The organism is Amorphus suaedae, assembly GCF_053629675.1.
Window position 1 is genome coordinate 659337 of record NZ_JBRJIT010000002.1, and the last position, 18599, is coordinate 677935.

20 protein-coding genes and 1 pseudogene are annotated in these 18599 nt (G+C 67.0%); 8 read left to right on the forward strand and 13 right to left on the reverse strand.

Features of this window, described 5'->3' with window-relative positions:
* Positions 1–23: 23 nt before the first annotated feature.
* The 3 genes from ilvC to AB7M35_RS16770 all read left to right on the forward strand — a co-directional run bounded on the left by ilvC (position 24) and on the right by AB7M35_RS16770 (position 2832).
* Positions 24–1043, forward strand: coding sequence for a ketol-acid reductoisomerase (gene ilvC / locus AB7M35_RS16760; protein WP_453961503.1), 1020 nt, complete (start codon positions 24–26; stop codon positions 1041–1043).
* Between the two features lie 124 nt (positions 1044–1167).
* Complete coding sequence (locus AB7M35_RS16765; RefSeq protein WP_453961504.1) at positions 1168–1884, forward strand: NUDIX hydrolase; 717 nt, start codon at positions 1168–1170, stop codon at positions 1882–1884.
* Positions 1885–1917: 33 nt separating this feature from the next.
* Positions 1918–2832: a PhzF family phenazine biosynthesis protein gene (locus tag AB7M35_RS16770; RefSeq protein WP_453961505.1), complete on the forward strand. Its 915-nt coding sequence runs from the start codon at positions 1918–1920 to the stop codon at positions 2830–2832.
* Between the two features lie 62 nt (positions 2833–2894).
* On the opposite strand, the gene AB7M35_RS16775 is transcribed toward AB7M35_RS16770, so the two are convergent.
* The 3 genes and pseudogenes from AB7M35_RS16775 to AB7M35_RS16785 all read right to left on the reverse strand — a co-directional run bounded on the left by AB7M35_RS16775 (position 2895) and on the right by AB7M35_RS16785 (position 4459).
* On the reverse strand, positions 2895–3332 hold the full coding sequence (locus tag AB7M35_RS16775) for a PACE efflux transporter (RefSeq protein ID WP_453961506.1): 438 nt from the start codon (positions 3330–3332) through the stop codon (positions 2895–2897).
* 627 nt (positions 3333–3959) lie between these two features.
* A pseudogene (gene rpsU, locus AB7M35_RS16780) lies at positions 3960–4145 on the reverse strand (30S ribosomal protein S21); the annotation flags it as partial.
* A 104-nt stretch (positions 4146–4249) separates the two neighbouring features.
* On the reverse strand, positions 4250–4459 hold the full coding sequence (locus AB7M35_RS16785) for a cold-shock protein (RefSeq protein ID WP_453961507.1): 210 nt from the start codon (positions 4457–4459) through the stop codon (positions 4250–4252).
* Between the two features lie 251 nt (positions 4460–4710).
* Between AB7M35_RS16785 and AB7M35_RS16790 the strand changes: the two genes are divergently transcribed.
* On the forward strand, positions 4711–5487 hold the full coding sequence (locus AB7M35_RS16790; protein ID WP_453961508.1) for a hypothetical protein: 777 nt from the start codon (positions 4711–4713) through the stop codon (positions 5485–5487).
* A 224-nt stretch (positions 5488–5711) separates the two neighbouring features.
* Here the strand turns inward: AB7M35_RS16790 and AB7M35_RS16795 are convergent, their stop codons facing one another.
* Positions 5712–6014 (reverse strand): DUF1127 domain-containing protein, encoded by a 303-nt coding sequence (locus AB7M35_RS16795; protein ID WP_453961509.1) that lies wholly within the window; start codon positions 6012–6014, stop codon positions 5712–5714.
* 275 nt (positions 6015–6289) lie between these two features.
* Between AB7M35_RS16795 and AB7M35_RS16800 the strand changes: the two genes are divergently transcribed.
* Both AB7M35_RS16800 and AB7M35_RS16805 read left to right on the forward strand, forming a co-directional pair.
* Positions 6290–7177, forward strand: coding sequence for a LysR substrate-binding domain-containing protein (locus AB7M35_RS16800; protein ID WP_453961510.1), 888 nt, complete (start codon positions 6290–6292; stop codon positions 7175–7177).
* A gap of 392 nt (positions 7178–7569) precedes the next feature.
* Entirely contained in the window at positions 7570–8442 is an 873-nt protein-coding gene (locus tag AB7M35_RS16805; protein WP_453961511.1) for a LysR substrate-binding domain-containing protein, read from the forward strand.
* A 33-nt stretch (positions 8443–8475) separates the two neighbouring features.
* On the opposite strand, the gene AB7M35_RS16810 is transcribed toward AB7M35_RS16805, so the two are convergent.
* The 9 genes from AB7M35_RS16810 to AB7M35_RS16850 form a co-directional block, all read right to left on the reverse strand.
* The gene (locus AB7M35_RS16810) at positions 8476–8991 is read right to left on the reverse strand and encodes a helix-turn-helix transcriptional regulator (protein WP_453961512.1); all 516 of its coding nucleotides are present in this window, start codon (positions 8989–8991) and stop codon (positions 8476–8478) included.
* Positions 8988–9641, reverse strand: a complete 654-nt coding sequence (locus AB7M35_RS16815) for a cytochrome b/b6 domain-containing protein (protein ID WP_453961513.1) — start codon at positions 9639–9641, stop codon at positions 8988–8990. Before AB7M35_RS16815 ends, AB7M35_RS16810 begins: the two co-directional genes overlap by 4 nt.
* Positions 9642–9866: 225 nt before the next feature.
* A complete protein-coding gene (locus tag AB7M35_RS16820) occupies positions 9867–10358 on the reverse strand; it encodes a hypothetical protein (RefSeq protein WP_453961514.1) in 492 nt (163 codons plus the stop codon).
* Between the two features lie 297 nt (positions 10359–10655).
* Positions 10656–11321 (reverse strand): L,D-transpeptidase, encoded by a 666-nt coding sequence (locus tag AB7M35_RS16825; protein ID WP_453961515.1) that lies wholly within the window; start codon positions 11319–11321, stop codon positions 10656–10658.
* Between the two features lie 132 nt (positions 11322–11453).
* Positions 11454–12272: a DUF1194 domain-containing protein gene (locus AB7M35_RS16830; RefSeq protein WP_453961516.1), complete on the reverse strand. Its 819-nt coding sequence runs from the start codon at positions 12270–12272 to the stop codon at positions 11454–11456.
* A gap of 225 nt (positions 12273–12497) precedes the next feature.
* Complete coding sequence (locus tag AB7M35_RS16835; protein ID WP_453961517.1) at positions 12498–13190, reverse strand: LutC/YkgG family protein; 693 nt, start codon at positions 13188–13190, stop codon at positions 12498–12500.
* Positions 13166–14584, reverse strand: a complete 1419-nt coding sequence (locus tag AB7M35_RS16840; RefSeq protein WP_453961518.1) for a LutB/LldF family L-lactate oxidation iron-sulfur protein — start codon at positions 14582–14584, stop codon at positions 13166–13168. The genes AB7M35_RS16835 and AB7M35_RS16840 overlap by 25 nt, the downstream gene beginning before the upstream one ends.
* A 3-nt stretch (positions 14585–14587) precedes the next feature.
* The gene (locus AB7M35_RS16845) at positions 14588–15382 is read right to left on the reverse strand and encodes a (Fe-S)-binding protein (RefSeq protein WP_453961519.1); all 795 of its coding nucleotides are present in this window, start codon (positions 15380–15382) and stop codon (positions 14588–14590) included.
* Entirely contained in the window at positions 15379–16257 is an 879-nt protein-coding gene (locus AB7M35_RS16850; RefSeq protein ID WP_453961520.1) for an FCD domain-containing protein, read from the reverse strand. The genes AB7M35_RS16845 and AB7M35_RS16850 overlap by 4 nt, the downstream gene beginning before the upstream one ends.
* Before the next feature lie 496 nt (positions 16258–16753).
* On the opposite strand from AB7M35_RS16850, the gene AB7M35_RS16855 reads away from it, so the two are divergent.
* Positions 16754–17857, forward strand: a complete 1104-nt coding sequence (locus tag AB7M35_RS16855) for a TRAP transporter substrate-binding protein (protein WP_453961521.1) — start codon at positions 16754–16756, stop codon at positions 17855–17857.
* Positions 17858–17981: 124 nt separating this feature from the next.
* A complete protein-coding gene (locus AB7M35_RS16860; protein ID WP_453961522.1) occupies positions 17982–18581 on the forward strand; it encodes a TRAP transporter small permease subunit in 600 nt (199 codons plus the stop codon).
* Positions 18582–18599: the final 18 nt, after the last annotated feature.

The following is an 18599-nucleotide window of genomic DNA, read 5'->3' on the forward strand; positions in this document are numbered from 1 at the left end:
CATTCAAGGAGAACACTACGGTCATGCGCGTGTATTATGATCGGGATGCCGACCTCAATCTCATCAAGGGCAAGAAGATTGCCATCGTCGGTTACGGCAGCCAGGGTCACGCCCATGCGCTGAACCTGCGGGATTCCGGCTGCGGCGAAGTAGCCGTTGCGCTGCGCGAAGGCTCGTCCTCCGCGCGCAAGGCCGAAGCCGAAGGCTTCAAGGTGATGTCCGTTGCCGACGCGGCCAAGTGGGCCGACGTGGTGATGATGCTGACGCCGGACGAGCTCCAGGCCGACATCTACAACGAGCACCTCGCGCCCAACATGAAGGAGGGCGCCGCCCTTCTGTTCGCGCACGGTCTCAACGTGCACTTCAACCTGATCGAGCCGCGCGCCGACCTCGACGTCCTGATGGTCGCGCCGAAGGGCCCGGGCCATACGGTGCGCTCGGAGTATCAGCGCGGCGGCGGCGTGCCCTGCCTGATCGCCATCGCCCAGGACGCGTCGGGCAACGCTCACGACATCGGCCTGTCCTACGCCTCGGGCGTCGGCGGCGGCCGCGCCGGCATCATCGAGACCTCGTTCCGCGAGGAATGCGAGACCGACCTGTTCGGCGAGCAGGTGGTGCTGTGCGGTGGACTGGTCGAGCTGATCCGAGCCGGTTTCGAGACGCTCGTCGAGGCGGGCTACGCCCCCGAGATGGCGTATTTCGAGTGCCTGCACGAAGTGAAGCTGATCGTTGACCTCATCTACGAGGGCGGCATCGCCAACATGAACTACTCCATCTCCAACACGGCCGAGTACGGCGAGTACGTGACCGGCCCGCGCATCGTGACGCCTGAGACGAAGGCGGAGATGAAGCGCGTCCTGGAGGACATCCAGTCGGGCACCTTCACCCGCAACTGGATGCTGGAGAACAAGGTCAACCAGACCTCGTTCAAGGCGACCCGCGCCCGCAACAACGCCCACCAGATCGAAGAGGTCGGTGCGAAGCTCCGCGACATGATGCCGTGGATCCGCGAAAAGGCGCTGGTGGACAAGGAAAAGAACTAGACCGCTTCCGGTCTGGTCCGAACCTTCGACATCGACGACGATCGCTGCCCCGGGGTGAAACCGCTCCGGGGCAGTTCCATGTCTGGCTGACGAATGATCGGGATCGGGCTCGGCGAGGGACACCATGGACGGCGGTGACGACGGCCTTGCGCTCCGGCCGCTTCGAAGGATCGCGATCGGCTACCGCGAGCAGACCCCGTCGTTCGCGAGCGAGCGGCGGCCCGAGATCGAAGCGCGGTGGCGGACCGCGGTGGCCGGCAATCCGGCGCTGTTCAACGGGACGGTCCTGCTCTTCGAAGACGTCGCGGTCGACGGCGATACGCTGACGGGCACCGGGGTTCCCATCGACTACGCGGGCTTCTCCGCGTTCAAGGCATGGGGCGGCCCGGAACCGCGCCTGATGAACCTCTTCGGCGCCGCCGCGATCGTTTCGGCCGACGGGCACCTGCTGCTCGGCCAGATGGCGTCGTCGACCGACGATCCCGGCATGGTGAAGCTTGCGGGCGGGACACCGGATCGCTCCGACGTCGTCGCCGGGCGTGTGGACATTCTGGGCTCGATTGCGCGCGAGCTGGCTGAGGAAACCGGTTTGAGCGCCGACGAAGCGCGCGCCGACGAGGTGCTGCTGGCCCACTTCGACTTTCCCTCCTGTGCGATCATGCAGGTGCTGCGGTTCCCCGCATCGACCGATGACCTGCTGACGCGGATCGCTGCGCATCTCGCGGCATTCGAAGATCCCGAACTCTCCGCCATTGCCGTGGCGAGGACACGATCGGATGACGTTGTGCTAGGCTCGCCCGGCTACACACGCGCGATTGCCCGTTACCTGCTGCCGGCCTGACCGGACGGCTCCCAGACATCGAGAGAGGCTTCGATGGATCGACGTTACGCCGTCCTGGACGTCTTCACCGACACGCAGCTGGCCGGCAATCCGCTCGCCATCGTGCGGGACGCCGAGGGGCTGGACGACGCCGCGATGCAGGCGATCGCCCGTGAGTTCAACCTGTCGGAGACGGTGTTCGTTCTTCCGCCAGACAATCCGGCGCATACGGCGAAGGTCCGCATCTTCACGCCGGGCCGGGAACTGCCGTTCGCGGGACACCCGACCGTGGGCACCGCGATCCATCTCGGTGCCGAGCGGTTCGACAAGGAGCACTCCGACGACGTCGATGTGATGGTCGTCCTGGAGGAAAAGGTGGGGCCCGTGCGCTGCGGCGTGATGATGCGCGCCAACGGAATCCCCTATGCCGAGTTCGATCTGCCGGTGCTGCCGAAGGTCGCCGACTCGGTGCCCGACGTGGCTGCCGTCGCGGAGGCGCTCGGACTGGCCCAGCACGAAATCGGCTTCGGTCATTATCCGCTGGCGATCGCCGATGCCGGCGTCCCGTTCGTGATCGTGCCGGTGAACGGGCTGGACGCGGCGCGACGCGCGGCGCCGAGCCCGGAACGCTGGTCGCGGGTGTTTCCCAATGGCGGCGGTCTCGACATCTACGTCTTCACCGCCGAGGTCGAGCGCCCGGACGCGACGTTCCATGCACGGATGTTCGCGCCGACCATGGGGATCGCCGAAGACCCGGCGACCGGTGCGGCCGCGGCCGCCTTTGCCGGTGTCCTGCACCGGTATGGCCAGCTGAGCGACGGCAGCCATTCCTACCGGATCGAACAGGGTGTCGAGATGGGGCGGCCGTCGCTTATCGATCTCGAGATCGATGTCGCCGGTGGTGACCTCCACGCCGCCCGGATCGGCGGCAGCGCGGTGGTGGTCGCCGAGGGGACGCTGAAGGTCTGAGCGGAAGCGGGCCGCGGCCGGTCGCCGCGGCGGGCGGGTACGGGTTCCGGATCGCGGAAATGCTACTCGGCTGGCGCCTGTGCGGTGGACGACGGGACCGGAAACACCTGATCGTAGGCCCAGTTGAACAAGAACGCGTAGACCAGGTAGAACGCCGCGAACGACACGTCCATCACGAAGGCCTGGACCAGCGAGATCGCCAGATACCAGGCGATGAACGGCAGAAGCACGACCAGCAGGCCGCCTTCGAACAGGAGCGCGTGGACGATCCGCACGCCGAGCGTCTTGTGGACGCCGCCGCGCAGCCGCAGCATCGCGTGGTCGAAGATCAGATTGTAGACGTAGTTCCAGGCCGTCGCGATGGTGGCGCTGATCAGGCTGACCATGCCGATGTCGGTGATCGGCTTGTCGAATAGCACGGCTCCGGCGGGGATCACGATCGCAAGCGCGATCACCTCGAAGCTGATGGCGTGGCGGATGCGGTCGAACGTGGTGCGCATGGGGCTCCCCATCACATTTCGGGTCGTCCCGAACAGAATGCCGGTTGGGGGAGGTCGTCCTCGCCGTCCGGGCCAGACATGGGTATCCGACCAAGAATAATTGACAGTCAATCGACGGCGGAGCAGCACCCCGCGGGTCGGTTCAGGGGCGAGCGCGGTGCATGGCGTCTTGAACCGTACGCGGACGGGACGCTCGATGACCAAGCGCGCGCCGACGTGTCTGGAGACGCCGCATCGCGCGGACGCGTGCGGAGTGCTCCAGACAACGGCGCGAGAGCGGTTCCGTGTCGCCCGGAACCGATGCTCGCTTAAGACTGGCGTAGAAAGCAGCCGGGCACCCGGCGGGCAAGCGACATCCGCTTTTCCGGGGATGCCGGGAGCACTTCCCGTTCAGACCGACACGATCCGAACCGCGCGGAATTGCTCGAGGGCCTGAAGCCGCAACCCGGTCCTGTCGACCAGGTGGACCACCTGGTCGGCAAAAGGGATTTAGCGGCGGGCCGTCGCGGCCACCTTGGCACGCGGCTTGGCGATCAGGCCTTCGCGCTGCGCCTGCTTGCGGGCGAGCTTGCGGGACCGGCGCACGGCTTCGTTTTCCTTGCGGACCCTCTTCTCCGAGGGCTTCTCGTAGGCCCGGCGACGCTTCAGCTCGCGGAAGATACCTTCACGCTGCAGCTTCCGCTTCAGAACCTTGAGGGCCTGGTCGACATTGTTCTCACGGACTTCGACTTGCAGGGGAACTCTCCTTTCAGGCGTTCGGATGGGTGCTGGTTCGGCGCCCTGCGAGCAATTTCTACGGAGCGGGTGATTCACCCGATCGGAAAAAGCCCCAGGTGGGCGTCAGACGCGACACGTCCGGTGGCAAACAAAAAAAGGCCCGGCCGGCTGGCCGGGCCTTTCAAAACCCGACAGCCGTATTAGGCGTTCGAGAGGTTCGTCGCGGCAGACTTGCCCGAGCGACGGTCCGGCTCGACGTCGTAGTTGACGCGCTGGCCTTCTTCGAGCGGCGGCATGCCGGCGCGCTCAACGGCAGTGGCGTGAACGAACACGTCCGGGCCACCTTCGGCCGGCGTGATGAAGCCGAAGCCACGAGTGTGATTGAAAAACTTAACGGTACCAGTAGCCATGTCGGCCTCCATTAGACAAAACGCAAAGATGCGTTCCCCTGCGCAACCATCGCGCAGGAACTTACCCGAATTCAGCTTTAACTTGGGTAGGCCGTTTTGAGCCAACACAGCAAGGCAGCGTGAAATCGCGACAAACGGTATATGAGCCTGTTCCGGCCGCTGGTCAATGCCGAAGGGCCATCAGATGGCGTTCTAGTGCAGCCATAGGCTGTCGAGGCGCACTCAATACGCCAGAACAGGGCCCGTAGAGATTGTCAGGGATCGGGCGCGCGGAGCGATTTGCTCCGCCGACATTTGACGAAAGCCCGCGGGTGCGGGAAGGTCCAGAACGGGTACAGTGTACAGGGCGATCGATGGGACCGGAACTGGATTTTGCGAGTTTCGCCAAGGCCGGTTCGGCAATCGCGCAGATGGCTGAAAAGCTGGAACTGTCGACCTCCGAGACGAGCCGCGCGCTGACGGCGCTGATGCCGGCCTTCGCCGTCGCCTACCAGCGCGCTTCGGCCGATCCGGAACGCTTCAAGACCGCCATCCAGAACGCCATGCCCGTCGGCAGTTTCGACGACGATCGCGAACAGCTGACCCGGGCCTTCTTCGGGCAGGACGAACTGGCGCGTGCCGTGATCGATCAGGCAGCCCGGTCGAGCGGCCTCGGATCCGACGTCGTGCGGACTTTGTTTCCGGCGGTGGCCGCCGATTTCGCAACCTCCCTGTCGCGCCGCAACGACCTCGGCACGGCGGGCGACCTGCTGATCGCGTTCTTCCGAGGCTATGCCCGGGGGCGATCGGGGGGCAACGGGCCGGTCACTTTCAATCCCTGGCTCGACGCGATGGCGGCATTCACCGACGGCTTCATGCGGGCCCAGGACGATTCGGGGCCGACGGTCGCCGCCAACACGGGCGCCATGCTCGAGGCACAGGCGAACGCGGCCTCCGCGATGGGCTTCCCCGACGTGACGACGTACCAGCGGATGTTCGATCAGTTCGCGGGCGCGGCCCTCAATGGTGACAAGCGCGGTCGGACCTAGCTGGAGCACGTCGCCTGCTCGGGGTTCGAAACAGGTTCCCGCATTGGCATCGCCCGGAGACGTCTCAAGCGACGATCCGGCGGCCGAGGACAGCGACGCAAGCGGCCTCCGTGACGGTGCCGAGGGAGCCTGAAAGCGCATCACGGCCGACGCGCAGGCATCGGCCGTGATGGCAGTGTTCGTGCGGGAGAGCCCTGACCCTCAGGCAAGGGTCCTGGATCTGCTCAGGCGCAGGCCGCGTAGTCCGAGGCGGTGTCGTCTTCCTTCACCGCGGCCGCACGCGCGGCCGCCTTGGCGTGAAGTTCGGAGCGCTCGGCCGCACGGCGCGAGACTGCCCGTATCCGCAGGAGCGAGCTCGGATCCTGGCCAGCCGGCGCCTGGAGTGCCCAGCGCACGTCGTCGCGGGTGACGCCGATGTCGCGCAGCATCCGGTCGTCGGCATCGATGAGAGTTCGCAGCGAACGGCGGCCGCGATACGCCCGTACCATCGCGGAGAGGGTTTTGCCGACGCGTGCGGCCATGCCCATCCGGTGATCGTTCCGCGCTTCGATTTCTGCGCTTATGCTGCTCTCACTCGACATTGTCCTTTTCCTTTTCGTCCCCTGTCGCTGCCCGTGATGAACCTCATCCGACGGCGACCCCGCGGTCCCGGCACACTCGCCCGGATACCGCCAAAACTGCTTCGGGCGTTTCCGAAGCATGCCAACTGCAACTCAGGGTGTTCTTGAAATGATCCGATTGCATGCATCAGTCCAGCGAATATATGTTATGCAATGGATCAATTACTTTGATGGTAGCGCCTATGAGCGGTCTCCTCGATCTCGACCAGCTGCGCACCTTCCTGGCGATCGCCGAAACCGGCAGTTTCACGCGCGCCGCGGAGGTCGTTCACAAGACCCAGTCCGCGGTGTCCATGCAGATGCGCCGGCTGGAGGAGCGGATCGGCAAGCCGATCTTCAGCCGTGACGGCCGTCAGTCGCGCCTGACCGAGGAGGGCGAGCGGCTGCTGCATTACGCCCATCGCCTGATCAAGCTGAACGACGAGACGCTGTCGTCCTTCGACGACACCGAGCTTGCCGGCCGCGTCCGGCTCGGAACCCCCGACGACTATGCCGATCGGTTCCTCCCGGAGATCCTGGCGCGGTTCTCCCGCTCCAATCCCCGCTCGGAAGTGACCGTCGTCTGCGCGCCCACGCCGATCCTCGTCGAAGCGATGCGGACGCGGGAACTCGACGTGGCGATCGTCACCCACGTCCCCGACCGCCGGCCGGGGCTTGGCGAGATCATCCGCCGCGAACCGCTCTTGTGGGTGTCTTCGGCCCGCCACAGCATCCACGAGGAGGATCCGCTCCCCCTGGCGCTGGGCCGTCCCACCTGCGACTGGCGCGGGGCGGCGATCGCCGCGCTGGAGAGCGTGGGCCGACATCACAAGGTGCTGTTTGCCAGCTGGAACTCGGCCGGCGTCGGCGCGGCGGTGATCGCCGGTCTTGCGGTGTCGGTCCTGCCGGAATCAGCCGTGCGACCAGGCATGCGGGTCCTCTCGGACGCCGAAGGCTTCCCGCGCCTACCGATGTGCGAGATTGCGCTGGCGCGCTCCTGGCACGACCGCTCGCCGCTGATCGATGCCCTGGCGGGCCACATCGTTTCATCCCTCGACAACCTTGCCGTGCCGGAAGTGGCGATGGCGTAGTCGGCCTCCCGCCGCTCCGCCGTCAGTTTCGCCAGCGCGCGCGCCGGGTCGCCGCTGAAACGCGGGTCGCGCACGGCGTCGATATCGGCCCGCGCGAGACCCAGGTCCTGCAGGAGGTGGTCGGGCAGGTCGCCGAGCCGCAGGGCACCGGAGCGATGCCGGCGGCGGCTGAGCCACTTCAAGGGACGCGTCACCCGCGCCCATGCATCACGCACCGCCCACAACTTCGCGGCGCTGTCTTCCACGCTCATCTCGATCGAAAGTCGCATGACGATTCTCCATGCGTTTTCTGTTTCTCATCGTGATTGAGCATGTGACATTTGCTATTGATCGCACAAACGAATGTTTTTAATATAACGCATCGTGAAACGCGATTGATTGAAGAGGGCGATATGCGAAGCCTCGATCCCGATCTCCTGCGGACCTTCATGGCGGTGGCCGATGCGCCCAGCTTCGCCGAAGCCGGCCTGCGCCTGAACAAGACCCAGTCGACCGTCAGCGTGCAGATGCGCCGACTGGAAGAAATTCTGGAAACGAACCTGTTCGAGAAGCGCGGTCGCCGAAGCGTGCTGACCAGCGCCGGCCAGGAACTCCTCGACTATGCGGTGCGCATCGTCCGGCTGAACGACGAGGCGGTGGGCCGCTTCGTGCGCCCGGAAATGAGCGGACGGATCCGCATCGGTTGCCCCGACGACTACGCCGAGTGCTATCTGCCGGAGATTTTCGGGCGGTTCGCCCGATCCTATCCGACCGTCGAGATCTCGCTGGAGTGCCAGTCCAGCGAGACGCTGATCGGGCGGGTGGAGGAGGGGTCCCTCGACATCGCTCTGCTGACGCTCGCCAAGCCCAACATCCGGGCGCGCGTGGTCTATCGCGAGCAGTTGCAGTGGATCACGGGGACCTGCTGCGAGCCGGAAAGTCAGTCTCCGCTGCCGCTGGCCGTCTTCGAGCCGGGCTGTGCCTGGCGCATGCTGACGCTGCAGGCGGTGGACGGGGCGGGGATCGACTATCGCATCGCCTATTCCGGGACAAACGCCGCGGCGCTGACGATGGTGGTCCGCGAGGGGCTCGCCGTGGCGGCGATCCCGCTCAGGATGGTGGGCGAAGAAGGCTTCCGGGTGCTGGGGCGCGCGGATGGAATGCCGCCGCTGGGATCGTTCGACATCGGGCTGATGAAGGGGGCGGAAGGCAACCCCATCGTCGATGCCTTCTACGACCATGTCCTCGAATGCTTCGGGCGCATGGAGACGATGGCGGCGGCCTGATCTCGTCCAGTTGCCGCCCGAGCGACGGACCCATCAATCAGGGCAGGGTGAAACGGCGCCATCGAGGAGGTCCTCGATGAACAGGCTGAGCAGCTGCGCCCGGCTCGAGACCTCGGCCTTGGCGTAGACCCGCGTCAGCTGGGCGCGCACCGTGCCGCTCGCCGCGTTCCGGATTGCGGCGATCTCCGCGACGTCGAATCCCTTGAGGGCGAGCATGGCGACCTCGGCTTCGCCCGGGGTAAGGCCCCACCGGTCGAAACGTGTTGCGATCAGTTCGGCAAAGGCGCCCGAGGCCGCCGATGCGGCAGCCTCGGCACGCCGGTTGCGTTCCAGGGTGCGCCGCATCTCCAACCCGCCGAACACGACCCCGACCGCGAGCGCGAGTGACACGGCCGCTTCGAAGACGGAATGGATATCCAGGCCCGCCCGGCCGAAGTCGCCGGCAACGTCGGCGATGAAGAACACCGCGCAGAGGGACTGCAGGACGATCAGTCCGGCGAGAACGGAGACGCGTCCCCCGCCGGACCCTGGTGGCGCGGCCACGCTCACGCGTCGTGTCGGGCGGGACGGCGGCCGGTGACCATCTGACGTGCCAGATTGGTGCGCGAAAGATAGGATTCCACCGCAACCCCGCCGATGTGAAGCGCGGCGAGAATGAGGATCAGGTTGGCGGCGATCTCGTGGATCTCCGCCACGAGGCTCTCCTCTTTCGCGCCGCGCTCGCCCTCGCCGTCGTCGTCGTCATCCCGGTCGCCGTCGCTGTCGGCGGTCGTCGCCTGGGAGAGGGTCTGCTCCTGGGAGGGCGCTTCGGCCGGCGGCAGCGGCGGTGGCCCCGCCATGACGATGCCGGTGACGATGATGACGGCGAGCATGCTCCACAGGGCATATACCATCAGCGATCCAAGCGGATTGTGGGAACGGTAGGAACGCACCCGGCCGGCGGCAAGATCGGCGGCATGGGAGCGGGCCCCCGACGCCGACGGCAGGAAGGACGAAAAGCGCGCTTCGGCGGGGCCGACGAAGCCCCAGACGACGCGCAGCAGCAGCATCGCCAGCGCGATGTAACCGATCCAGATGTGCAGCACCGAGCCGCCGTCGTCGATCAGTCCGTTCAGCAGAATGGCCAGCGCGACCACCCAATGGGTGATGCGGACGATGGGGTCCCAGATCCGTTCGGAATGCAGCTCGGCTTCGGCCATGGCAGACTTCCTCGGTTTCCGCCGGCCTCGGACAATCGCGATATCCGAGCGGCGTGGTTGCAGCCGGGCAGGGCTATTCCCCACCTCGGGCCACCACCTGCGCATCTACGCCGGCACGCTGCGATGCGAGCGCGGCTTATCAGCCCCCGAATGAGCGCGCGCTTACGAGGGTATGGCGCGTGAAGACCGGGGTCAGTAGATTGGAACGGCTATAAGGAGTATGCCCTACGCGGTGGGTTTTGCCACTGCGGGATTGGCCGAGCCATGCCAGGCCGGGGCGTATCCGGCGGCGAGCACGGCGATGGTCGAGGGCGGCGTCAGGGCATAGGCAAGCCCCGCGCCCGGACGCGGTCGTTCCGCGGCGTACCCGCTCCCGGACCACTTCAGGAGCCGGTCGCCCCTGACCGCCCACGCCTGCCAGATCGCGCCGGGATCGTCGGGGTCCGCTTCCGGCTTCGGAAGCGCGATCATCGTCCCGTCGGGGAGATCCGGAATGGGCTCCAGGAAATGGGGGCGCATGCCCAGGGGCGTTCGCTCGCGGTGGAGAATGCGGTCGATGTCGCCGGCCCGGGGCAAGCGGGGCAGCTCGTGCGCGCGCGCCCAAAGGTCCGCGAAGGAACGGGCGGCATCCCGCCGGCACTGGTAGCAGGGGCGATGGCCCGCAGTGAGCGCCGTCACCTCGTCGAGGAAGAACAGCTCGGTGTAGCCACGTCCCATCACCTCGCGCCTGCGGTCGCCGTAATGGAGATCGCACGTGATCCAGGCGCGAGAGGCCCATCGGCGCCCAGAGAGCAGCTTCGTCTCGGGATCGTGAAGCCGTCCGCCGCGGTTCCCCATCAGAAGCCCGCGCGCGGAAATCGCAACGATTTCGCCAAAGGGCGTGACGCGGTTCTGAAGGGGCATGGCGAGATGTCTCATAGTGCACACAATGCGCACTATGAGCTTAACAATATCCTAAGAATGCTGCCGTTTGGCGGGGTAACCCCTTGAAAACAAGGGATAGCCTGCCGCGGGTCAGATCGTCGAGGCCATGCGGGGCTGCTGGTTCTGGAGCACCACGACCTTCGTCCCGTTGGGGACCCGTTCGTAGAGGTCGATGATGTCCTCGTTCATGAGGCGGATGCAGCCCGACGACACGGCCCGGCCAATCGAGCTCTCCTGCGACGTGCCGTGCAGGCGGAACAGCGTGTCGCGGTTGCCCTGGTAGAGGTAGAGCGCGCGGGCGCCCAGCGGGTTGGTCGGTCCACCCGGCATCCCGCCCGCATATTTCGCGGCTTCCGGCTGGCGCGCGATCATCTCGGCGGGCGGCGTCCACGTCGGCCACCTCGCCTTGCGCTTGATCGTGGCGGTTCCGGACCAGGCCATCCCCTCACGACCGACGCCGATGCCGTAGCGGATCGCCGTGCCATCGTTGCCGACGAGATAGAGGAAACGGTTGGTGGTATCGACGACGATCGTTCCCGGCTCGTAGCCCACGGGCGCGCGCGTCAGCTGGCGGCGGTAGGCGACGGGAATGGCGTTGATGTCGGTGGGCGCAACGGCGAATGGCTCTGGCTTGGAGGGCGTCAGCGCCGGAACCGGCTGGTATCCGAGTGGCCGAGCCGTCGGCGCGGACATGCAGCCGGACAGGGACGCGGCACCCGCAAGGGCCCCGAGCGCAAACATTCGCCGTGTGAGCATTCACCAACCTCCAGAACGCGAAAACGATTATCGTCAATGGCATAATGGTTGGTGAGGCGAAAGGTTCGGTCCGATCACCGAATGCTGATCGGCGATCGTCCGCAGGTGCGCGTTCGACGCGAGGGGCTCCGGTCAGCGGCGGGCGGTGACGCGCTCGCCGATGGTGCACAGATCGCCCCCGTCGTTGGCGCCGGGCGCCGACGCCGTCGTGACAAGGGAGCCCGGCTCCGGCTCGGTGCCGACGACTTCGAGAACCATCTTGCGGCGGATGGCGGCCGCAAAGTCCTGGCGCGTCCGGATCGGGATCTGGAAGGACCCGACCCCGCCGATGACGCACTCGCTGTAATAGGCTTCCAGGTCCTCGACCACGGACCAGCGCTTGCCGTGTTCGTCGAGGATGATGGGCAGGCCGTTGATGGTGACACCGCGCGCAATGGCGAGCTCCCGCGCCTGGGTCACCGGACGGCCATGGTCGTTTGGCCCGTCCCCGGACACGTCGATGACGCGTCGCAATCCGTCGAAGGCGTTGCTGTCGATGCGGTCGACCGCGAACATCACCGCCTCGGAGATCGAGGTGCGCGTTTCGCCCCGGATCGGGGCGTCGTCGAGGGCCTTGGCGAAGGCTTCGGCGGACGCTTCGTCATGGATCAGCTGCCAGTCGATCAGCACCCGCTCGTCGCCGGCGGTGCCCCATTCCACATAGGTGAGTGCGATGCGGCCGATGAAACCGGACTGGACCGCCATCAGAAACTCCGGCGATCGGATCGCCTCTACATAGCCCCGGCGCTGAATGACCTGCTCCGCCATCGCCATGGACCGCGACACGTCTACGGCGAGCACCAGCTCGACATCGACCTCCTCGCCGGCATGGGCAGGCAGCGCGAAGGCGAGCGAGGAGAGGATGCAGGCGAGGGATAGCCCCGCGCAGCGGCGTCGCAGATTGCACCTCATACCCATCCCCTCTCAGGTCATGCGCACTCAATGCGCTAGATGAGCATGATTCGGTGGTCTTGCCAAAGGATAAGCGCACGCTGTGCGTTCACATGCGCGTGCGCACCTGGTGCGTATTCCGTTCCTGACGGTCGCGCGCGCAAAGGTGCCCGCGCGGGCACATGCCTTGGCTGGAAAGGTTGACTGCGCGCAGGAGGCGGGCCGGCGCTTGGGGGAGGTCGGGCGTCAGCCGACGACGATCACGTGCAGCGCGCGGGGACCATGGGCGCCGAGGAGCAGCGTCTGCTCGATGTCGGCGGACCGCGACGGCCCGGTGATGAAGTTCACCGTGCGCGGAAGCGCGTTGCCGAAGCGGCCTCGCATGGCCGCGAGCACCGCTTCCATGTCGCCGGCGATGCTGTCGGCGTCGACGAGGATGATCGCTTCTTCGGGGAGAAACGACACGGTGGTTGGGTTGTCGGCGCCGGAGAGCGCCACCGAGGTGCCGGTCTCGGCAATGCCGGCAAAGGCGTAGACGACGCCTGCGGTGTCGCCGTCCTCCGAGGGGCCGAGGCGCACCTGCAGCGACGGCGCGCGATCCCAGTCCATCTCGTCGAAGCGCTGATCGTTGCCGCGGCGGATCGCCGGGGGGAGGTCGCGGGACTGCAGTCGGCGTGCGAGGGCGGCGGGAACGTCGGCCCGGGACGCAACGCGATCGGTGGAGCCGGAGACGGCTTCGACCATGCTGCGGAAGAGGGCGATCCGTTCCTCGCCACCGAGCTGGCCGCGAGCCGGGATGGTGTGGTGGCCATGGGACGACAGGCGCTCGGCAACCGCCCGTCGCCGCGCCTCGTCGTGATTGGGATCGACGTCGAGCGCGCGCTGGATCTTGCCGATGATGTGCTCGCGCGCCTTCACGTGCGGGTCCTCGCCTTCCATTCGGCCATGAACGTCCGGGGAGCCGGAGCGGGCAGATCGCGGTGTCGGGTCCAGCCGCCGGCAAACGGCAGGCGGGAGAGGCGCCCGCGCGTTCCCCCGGCGAGGGACAGCGTGCGGGCGGCGAGGCGGGTGAGCAACCGGTACGCCTTCGGGCGACGGGCGAAGAACGCCCATGCGCCGAGCCCGTATCGCGCGGCGCGGGGCTGCAGGTGGCGGGCGAACTCGTCCTCGCGCCAGTGGCGCATCAGTTTGGGCAGGGGGATGCGGACCGGGCACACGCTTTCGCAGCGGCCGCAGAAGGTCGAGGCATTGGGCAGTTGCCCGGCCTCCTCGACGCCGACGAGGGAGGGGGTGAGCACCGCCCCCATCGGTCCCGGATAGACCCAGCCGTACGTGTGACCGCCGACCGCCTGATAGACCGGGCAATGGTTCATGCAGGCGCCGCAGCGGATGCAGCGCAGCATCTCCTGGAAGTCGGTGCCGATCATGCCCGAGCGGCCGTTGTCGACGAGGACGACGTGGAAGCCTTCGGGGCCGTCCGGGTCGCCCTCCCGGCGCGGGCCGGTGGCGAGCGTCGTGTAGACCGACATGTCCTGGCCGGTTGCGGAGCGCGCCAGTACCCGCAGCAGCGTGGCCGCATCCTCGAGCGTCGGCACGATCTTTTCGATGGAGGCCACGACGACGTGCGCGCGGGGCAGCGTCATCGTCAGGTCGCCGTTGCCCTCGTTGGTGACGACGACGATCGATCCGGTCTCCGCCACCAGGAAGTTCGCGCCGGTCACGCCGACATCGGCCGACAGGAACTTCTGCCGCAGGATCGTCCGCGCCTCGCCAAGCAGCGCCGACGGCTCCAGAAGGTCCCGCTCCTGCGGCAGATGCTTGTGGACGCGGCGGAAGTCGGCCTCGATCTGGTCGCGGTTGAGATGGATCGCCGGCGCGATGATATGGCTCGGCGCCTCGTCGCGGATCTGCAGGATGTATTCGCCGAGATCGGTCTCGAAGGGCTCGATGCCCTTCTTCTTCAGATAGCGGTTGAGCTCGATCTCCTCGCTCACCATGGACTTGCCCTTGGTGACCGTCTTCGCCTCGTACTCGCGGCAGATGTCGAGGACGGCGCGGCGCGCGTCGTAGGCGGTCTCGGCAAAGTGCACCGTGCCGCCCAGCGCCTCGACCTTTTCGCAGAACGCCTCGAGATAGAGGTCGAGGTGCGCGATCGTGTGGTCCTTGATGGCGCGCGCCTCGTCGCGCAGCGCGTCGAACTCCGGCAGGGCATCGGCGGCGCGCCGCCGCTTCTGGACGAAGCCATCGCTGATGTTGCCCAGCGCGCGCTGCAACTGCGCGTCGTTCAGGGCGCGGGTGGCGTTTTCCTTGAAGGCCGGGGAGGTGACGTCCATGTGCTACCCCTTCCTGGCCGCGGCGATCGCCGGTGCGTCGGCCATCCCCGCCAGCACCTCGGCGACATGGCGGACGGCGACCGGCGATCCCTCGCGCGCCAGCTTGCCGGCGATGTTCATCAGGCAGCCGAGATCGCCGGCCAGAACCGTCTGCGCCCCCGAGGCGGCGATGGCGGCGCACTTGCGGCCGGCCATCTCGTTGGAAATGTCGGGATACTTGACGCAGAAGGTGCCGCCGAAGCCGCAGCAGACTTCGGCGTCCTCCATCTCGGTGAGGCCGAGACCGGCGACCGAGGCGAGCAGCTTGCGCGGCTGGGCCTTGATGGAAAGCTCGCGCAGGCCCGAACAGGAGTCGTGATAGGTGACGGCCCCGTCGAAGCGGGCATCAACCGTTTCCACGCCGAGCACGTCGACGAGGAAGCTCACCAGTTCGAAGGTGCGCGCCGACAGCGCCTCGGCGCGGCCGTGCCACTCCGGGTCCTGGGCGAACAGGTCGGTGTAGTGCCGGGAGATCATGCCGCCGCACGAGCCGGACGGGGCCACCACGTAGTCGAAGCCCTCGAACGCGGCGATGACCTGGCGGGCGATCGCCGCCGTCGAGGCCCGGTCGCCGGAATTGAAGGCCGGCTGACCACAGCAGGTCTGGACGTCCGGCACCTCGACGATGCAGCCGGCGTCTTCGAGCAGCTTCACCGTGGCAAAGCCCACGGTCGGCCGGAAAAGGTCGACGAGGCAGGTGACGAACAGGCCGACCCGAAGCGGCTCGGGCGAGTTCTGGGTCGTGACGGGGTCGGTCATTCCGAGTGTCCACCGGCGGGAGTTGAGTCGGTCTTCGCGATTTCCGGGCCGCGGCGCCGGGCGGGTTCGGACTTGCCCCGGCCGCCTAGCGCGGCTTTCCGGGCAGCGGGTTTCGGGTTGAGCCGCGACAGCCGGCGCTCGGCGACCTCTTCCCAGGCGCCGACGCGCTGGATTTCGCGCAGGGTTCCCTCAACGTAGCTGATGTGGCCGCGCGCCGCGAGACGGGCGGCGTCCGGGTCGCCGGACATGATGGCGGAGTAGATGGCGCGGTGCTGCTCGAGCAGCCGGTCGCGCGCCTCGGCGCTCTGGTAAAGGCGCGCGCGGCTGAAGAACACGCCGTCGGCCAGCAGCCGGTAACAGCCGCGCAGCGTGTGCAGCAGCACGATGTTGTGGGCGGCTTCGCCGATGGCGTGATGAAACTCGACGTCGATTTCCGCCTCTTGCTCGAAGGCGCCGTTCTCGTGGGCGGCCTGCATGCTTTCGATGAGGTGGGTGAGGATCTCGCGGTCCGCGGTGGTGGCGCGTGCGGCGGCGAGCGCCGAGGTCACCTGCTCGATCTCGCAGCGAAAGTCGAGATAGTCGAACACGGCGGACGGATGGCGTCCGAACAGCCGCACGATCGGCTCGGAGAACACCGTCCCGATGACGTCGGCCACGAAGGTCCCGCCGCCATGGCGCGCGATGATCAGGTCGCGCTCCTCCAGCGTCTTCAGGGCCTGGCGGAGGATCGGCCGGGAAACGTCGAGCGTCTTGGCGAGGTCGCGCTCGGACGGCAGCCGGTCTCCGGTCCTCAGCACGCCCTGGAGGATCAGCTCTTCGATCTGGTGAACGATCGCGTCCGCGGTGCGGTTGTGCACGATCCGGTCGAATACCATGGCCGTTTGCGGTTCTTGTTCTTGGGCCGGCGCACGCGGACGATCCGCTCCAGCCCGGGCTCCCTCAGACCCCGAAGTATGCGGTCCGGACGAGAGAGGTCAACGATCTTGTCCATTGAAACGCAGCGACCCTTGGCATTTCGGGGGCGCGCCTCAAGCGCTGCGGCGGGAACTGCCACACGCAGGAGGCGCGGTTGGAAAACCGGCGCTTCCGCACAAAACGTTCGTGATTTCCGCTGGTTGGCGAGGCGGCCGATGCAAGGCGCTTCCTGGAGTTCGGCGGGGTTCCGGAATGCGCGTGTCCCGCTTCCCGATACAGCGCTTGACTCCGGTGGTCGGTCCGGCGAACCATTCCAGCCAGGGTTGCGATGGGGGTGATACACCCTTGCGTTGCTCCGGGGGAGACGGCGGCACGAGGCGGGACCAACCTGCCCGGCAGTCACGTCGGCGGCCCCCAAAGAAAAGCAAAAAAGACATTCCAAGGGAGAGAAGCAGCATGCACGTTGCAAAGAGAGTTCGAGGTGCGGGCGCATTTGCGTTCGCCGCCGCCGTCGGGGTTGGCGGGGTTCTCGCCGCCGCGACCGCAGCCGATGCGGCAGAGCGGGTCCGCTGGCCGATGCCCATGTCGTTCGCATCGACGCTGACGGCGCTCGGCGACACGGCGCCGTGGGTCGCCGACCAGATCGACAAGATGAGCGACGGCAAGATCAAGCTTGAGGTGTTCGAGCCGGGCAAGCTGGTGCCGGCGCTCGAGATCTTCGACGCCGTCTCGGAAGGCAAGGTGGAGTCCGGCTACGCCTGGATGGGCTACGAGCAGGGCAAGGTCCCGGCCTCGGCGCTGTTCGGCGCGCGGCCGTTCGGGCTGGAGCCAGACCAGTACGCCGCCTGGATGTATTTCGGCGGCGGCGATGAGCTCGTGAAGGAGCTCTACAAGCCCCACAACGTCTATCCGATCTTCTGCGGCACCATCGCACCGGAGGCGGCCGGCTGGTTCACCTTCGAGATCAAGAGTCTCGATCAGGTGAAGGGGCTGAAGTTCCGCGCCGCCGGCCTCGGCGGCAAGGTGATGGAGAAAGTCGGCGCCTCGGTCACGGTGCTGCCCGGCGGCGAGCTCTACCAGGCGCTCGAAAAGGGCGTTCTCGACGGCACCGAGTTCTCGCTGCCGACCGTCGACGAGCAGCTCGGCTTCTACAAGGTCGCCAAGTTCTACCACCTGCCCGGCTGGCATCAGCCGTCGACGAGCCAGTACCTCTACGTGAACCTCGACGCCTGGAACGGGCTCGACGGGACACAGCAGGCGATCATCGAGACGGCCTGCGTGGCCGGCGTTGCGCACGCGATCGCCAAGGCCGAGGCGCTGCAGGGCGCGGTGCTCAACCGCTTCCAGAGCGAACTCGGCGTGACCGCCGTGCGGCTTCCGGACGACGTGCTCGAGGCCCTGCAGGTCGCGTCCGAGGAGGTCTTCGCGGAAGAGTCGGCCAAGGACGAGATGTTCAAGAAGGTCTACGAGTCCCAGCTTGCCTTCCAGAAGGAAAACAAGGGCTGGCATGAGATGGGCTACCTGCCGCGCGACTGGCCGGTCGAGCCGGCGGCCAACTAGCGCCTCACAGCTCCGGGCCTCCTGCGCCCGCACGGGTGCGGGAGGCTCTCCCCTTCTTGTCGATCAACGTTCTGCCGCCGGGTGACCTGCCTGTCGGCCGGTTGATCTCGCCGGGATACGCCTCGTGAGCGACGAACACGACCGCATTCTCCAGGCGGTGGCGGCTGCCGAGCACGGCTCGGTGGCCATCCCGCTGCCCGAAACCCGCCTCTCGCGGGTTCTCGACGCCGCCGTCAACTTCATCGGCCGCACGATCTCGTGGCTTTGGGTGATCCTGATCGCGATCATCCTGGTCAACGTCATCCTGCGCTACGTCTTCAACGAAGGCTTGATCATCTTCGAGGAGCTGCAATGGCACGTCTACGCCATCGGCTTCATGATCGGGCTGTCGTTCGCGGTCGTCGCGGACCGCCACGTCCGTGTCGACGTGCTCGCCGAGCGGAGGAGCGTCCGCTGGCGCGCCTGGGTCGAGCTTTTCGGACTGCTCCTGTTCCTGCTGCCGTTCTCGATCCTCATGGCCATCGAGGCGGTGCCGTTCGTCATGCGAGCCTGGGACATGAGCGAGGTGTCGGTCGCGCCGGGTGGGCTCAGTCACCGCTGGGCGCTCAAGTCCGTCATCGTCATCGCCTTCGCGCTGATCGCCGTTGCCGCGTTTTCCCGGCTGTCGCGGGTCACGTCGTACCTGTTCCGCTTTCCACGCCCGCTGGACCCGCGCGATCCCTAGCCCCTGGCTGGAGACGCG

Excerpts from the sequence above, each read along its gene's own strand:
- ilvC (WP_453961503.1), top strand. The coding sequence starts at position 24 with ATGCGCGTGTATTATGATCGGGATGCCGACCTCAATCTCATCAAGGGC.
- AB7M35_RS16765 (WP_453961504.1), top strand. The coding sequence starts at position 1,168 with ATGGACGGCGGTGACGACGGCCTTGCGCTCCGGCCGCTTCGAAGGATC.
- AB7M35_RS16770 (WP_453961505.1), top strand. The coding sequence starts at position 1,918 with ATGGATCGACGTTACGCCGTCCTGGACGTCTTCACCGACACGCAGCTG.
- AB7M35_RS16775 (WP_453961506.1), bottom strand. The coding sequence starts at position 3,332 with ATGCGCACCACGTTCGACCGCATCCGCCACGCCATCAGCTTCGAGGTG.
- AB7M35_RS16785 (WP_453961507.1), bottom strand. The coding sequence starts at position 4,459 with ATGGCTACTGGTACCGTTAAGTTTTTCAATCACACTCGTGGCTTCGGC.
- AB7M35_RS16795 (WP_453961509.1), bottom strand. The coding sequence starts at position 6,014 with ATGGGCATGGCCGCACGCGTCGGCAAAACCCTCTCCGCGATGGTACGG.
- AB7M35_RS16800 (WP_453961510.1), top strand. The coding sequence starts at position 6,290 with ATGAGCGGTCTCCTCGATCTCGACCAGCTGCGCACCTTCCTGGCGATC.
- AB7M35_RS16805 (WP_453961511.1), top strand. The coding sequence starts at position 7,570 with ATGCGAAGCCTCGATCCCGATCTCCTGCGGACCTTCATGGCGGTGGCC.
- AB7M35_RS16815 (WP_453961513.1), bottom strand. The coding sequence starts at position 9,641 with ATGGCCGAAGCCGAGCTGCATTCCGAACGGATCTGGGACCCCATCGTC.
- AB7M35_RS16820 (WP_453961514.1), bottom strand. The coding sequence starts at position 10,358 with ATGGGACGTGGCTACACCGAGCTGTTCTTCCTCGACGAGGTGACGGCG.
- AB7M35_RS16825 (WP_453961515.1), bottom strand. The coding sequence starts at position 11,321 with ATGCTCACACGGCGAATGTTTGCGCTCGGGGCCCTTGCGGGTGCCGCG.
- AB7M35_RS16830 (WP_453961516.1), bottom strand. The coding sequence starts at position 12,272 with ATGAGGTGCAATCTGCGACGCCGCTGCGCGGGGCTATCCCTCGCCTGC.
- AB7M35_RS16835 (WP_453961517.1), bottom strand. The coding sequence starts at position 13,190 with ATGGAAGGCGAGGACCCGCACGTGAAGGCGCGCGAGCACATCATCGGC.
- AB7M35_RS16840 (WP_453961518.1), bottom strand. The coding sequence starts at position 14,584 with ATGGACGTCACCTCCCCGGCCTTCAAGGAAAACGCCACCCGCGCCCTG.
- AB7M35_RS16845 (WP_453961519.1), bottom strand. The coding sequence starts at position 15,382 with ATGACCGACCCCGTCACGACCCAGAACTCGCCCGAGCCGCTTCGGGTC.
- AB7M35_RS16850 (WP_453961520.1), bottom strand. The coding sequence starts at position 16,257 with ATGGTATTCGACCGGATCGTGCACAACCGCACCGCGGACGCGATCGTT.
- AB7M35_RS16855 (WP_453961521.1), top strand. The coding sequence starts at position 16,754 with ATGCACGTTGCAAAGAGAGTTCGAGGTGCGGGCGCATTTGCGTTCGCC.